We start from the raw sequence: 2,485 nt of genomic DNA, 5'->3' as shown, positions 1-2,485 counted from the left end.
GTAAACGGTTAGGCGATCCCACGTAGCAGAAGAGTTCGATATCGCTCATTTTCGGGATGAATCATGTGAGGAGTCCTATGAGCGGAGATATGAATCAGGCCCGGACGTTTGAAATCTTGACGGCAGAGCCGGTGCGGAAGCGGCGAAAGCCGAAGTTTCGATCCGACGAGGAGAAGGCACTGATCCTAGCGGAGGCTCTGGCCCCCGGTGCGAATGTTTCGGCGGTTGCACGTGCCCATGGAATGGATCCGTCACAACTTTTTGGTTGGCGACGCACGGCGCTTGCGTCAGGTACGGTGCGTCGGCTTGATAAGGGGCCGGCAGACGAGACGACGTTTACTCGTTTCGAGGCGGTGCGGACGGATCTTGTTGAAATCTGGGTGGGCGACACGGCACTCCGGGTGAGCGCTGCGATCGATCCAGCGCTGTTGGTCGGAATCGTGAAAGCGGTGCGCCGAGGATGATTGCCTCGGGTGTCATCGTTTACGTGTCGTGCCAGCCGGTCGACTTTCGCAAAGGTGCCGCGTCACTGATGGCCTTAGTGCGGGACGGCGGTCTCGACCCGTTCAATGGTGCGCGATACGTCTTCCGCTCGAAACGAGCGGACAGAATAAAGATCATCTGGTGGGATGGCTCAGGGGTATGTCTGTATTCAAAAACCATCGAGGGGAACGGCTTTTGCTGGCCTGCAGCGACAGCGGCGCGCATCCGTCTTGACCACGCCCAGCTCATGGCCCTTCTGGCCGGAATGGATTGGAAGAAGATCCGTCCAACGACAATCAGGAGGCCGCTTTCGACGGGCTGAACCCTACAAGAAAGCCGACGTATGTTGCTGTAAACGCTAGGAAAAGATCACGATTTGTGGTCTACTTCCTGCTATGACGCTCTCTGCTTCGAACCTTCCTGACGACGTTGATGCACTCAAGGCGATGATCGTCGCCATGAGTGCAGAAGGTGCTGCTGCCCGAGCGGAGATAGCCCGGCTTGAGGCGCTCAAGAAGGATACCGACGAGCGGATCGCCACCCTCACGGCGATTGTGAAAGTGCTGGAGCGAGCCCAGAAAGGCACCCGCTCGGAACGGCTGCGACTGGGGGTCAACGACGATCAGATCGACTTTGCCTTCGAGGAAGTCGAGACCGGCCTGGCGGCGATCGACAGCGAGCTCGACCAGTCACGGAAAGACAAGCCGAAGCGGGAAGCACGCCCACGCAAGAGCTTTGCCGCCCATCTCGAGCGCATCGAGGAGGTCATCGAGCCTGAAATCCCCGAAGAGTGCCGAGGCCTGGAGAAGGTTCTGATTGGCGAAGACCGATCCGAGCGGCTCGATGTCATTCCACCGAAGTTCAGGGTCATCGTTACCCGACGGCCTAAATACGCGTTCAGAGGCCGTGACGGTGTGCTGCAGGCTCTGGCGCCTAGCCATATCATCGAAGCCGGGATTCCGAGCGAACGGCTGCTGGCCTACATCGCCGTATCCAAATATGCCGACGGCCTTCCGCTCTACCGTCAGCAGGCGATCTACCTGCGTGATAGCGTGGCGCTGAGCCGCTCGTTGATGGCCCAATGGATGGGTCACCTCGGCTTCGAGCTCAAGATCCTGGCGGATTACATCCTGGAGAAGATCAAGGCAGGTGAAAGGGTCTTTGCCGACGAAACGACATTGCCGACCCTCGTGCCTGGTTCGGGAAAAACAATGACGGCATGGCTGTGGGCCTATGCACGTGATGATCGGCCGTTCGGGGGATCAGGGCCACCAATGGTCGCCTATAGATTTGAAGACAGCAGAGGTGGGCGCTGTGTGGCCCGTCACCTGAGCGGCTTCAACGGCATTCTCCAAGTGGATGGGCACGGCGCCTATACAAGTATGGTCAAAGAGCAGGCCAAGGCCGGCAGCAACGAAACCATCACGTTGGCCGGGTGCTGGGCGCATGTCAGGCGCAAATTTTACGAACTGCATATCGGTGGCATCAATCAGGCTGCGACGGCCTCGGTGAAGGCGATGGCCGAGTTGTGGAAGGTCGAGGACGAGATCCGCGGCAAGAATGCCAACATCCGTGCTGCCGCACGACAAGAGCGGTCCGCGGCCATTGTCGCCAACCTTTTTGACATCTGGGAAAAGGAATTGGCGAAAGTCTCTGGCAAGTCCAAGACCGCGGAGGCGATCCGCTATGCAATGACCCGTCGACAGTCTTTGGAACGCTTTCTCAATGACGGCCGCATCGAGATCGACTCCAACATTGTTGAGCGTGCAATCCGTCCCCAAACCATTACAAGAAAAAATAGCCTATTCGCCGGAAGTGAAGGCGGCGGCAATACATGGGCGACAATCGCGACCCTTTTGCAGACAGCTAAAATGAACGACGTCGATCCACTCGCCTGGCTGACACAGACCTTAGTTCGCATGGCCAACGGATGGCCTGCTCACGATATCGAGGCTCTGATGCCCTGGAACTTTAACCAGGGCGCTGTCGGCTGACCGCTTAC

At 58.1% G+C, this 2,485-nt stretch carries 3 protein-coding genes; all 3 read left to right on the top strand.

From position 1 onward, the window contains the following. Positions 1-89 precede the first annotated feature (89 nt). The 3 genes from J2046_RS33545 to tnpC all read left to right on the top strand — a co-directional run bounded on the left by J2046_RS33545 (position 90) and on the right by tnpC (position 2,477). Positions 90-464, top strand: a complete 375-nt coding sequence (locus J2046_RS33545; protein ID WP_233470464.1) for a transposase — start codon at positions 90-92, stop codon at positions 462-464. After that, positions 461-805, top strand: a complete 345-nt coding sequence (gene tnpB, locus J2046_RS33540; RefSeq protein ID WP_210059123.1) for an IS66 family insertion sequence element accessory protein TnpB — start codon at positions 461-463, stop codon at positions 803-805. The genes J2046_RS33545 and tnpB overlap by 4 nt, the downstream gene beginning before the upstream one ends. Positions 806-878: 73 nt before the next feature. After that, complete coding sequence (gene tnpC, locus J2046_RS33535; RefSeq protein ID WP_210059121.1) at positions 879-2,477, top strand: IS66 family transposase; 1,599 nt, start codon at positions 879-881, stop codon at positions 2,475-2,477. Positions 2,478-2,485: the final 8 nt, after the last annotated feature.

Source organism: Neorhizobium petrolearium (genome assembly GCF_017873175.1).
GTDB classification, from domain to species: domain Bacteria; phylum Pseudomonadota; class Alphaproteobacteria; order Rhizobiales; family Rhizobiaceae; genus Neorhizobium; species Neorhizobium petrolearium.
This window is presented reverse-complemented; position numbering and strand designations above follow the sequence as displayed.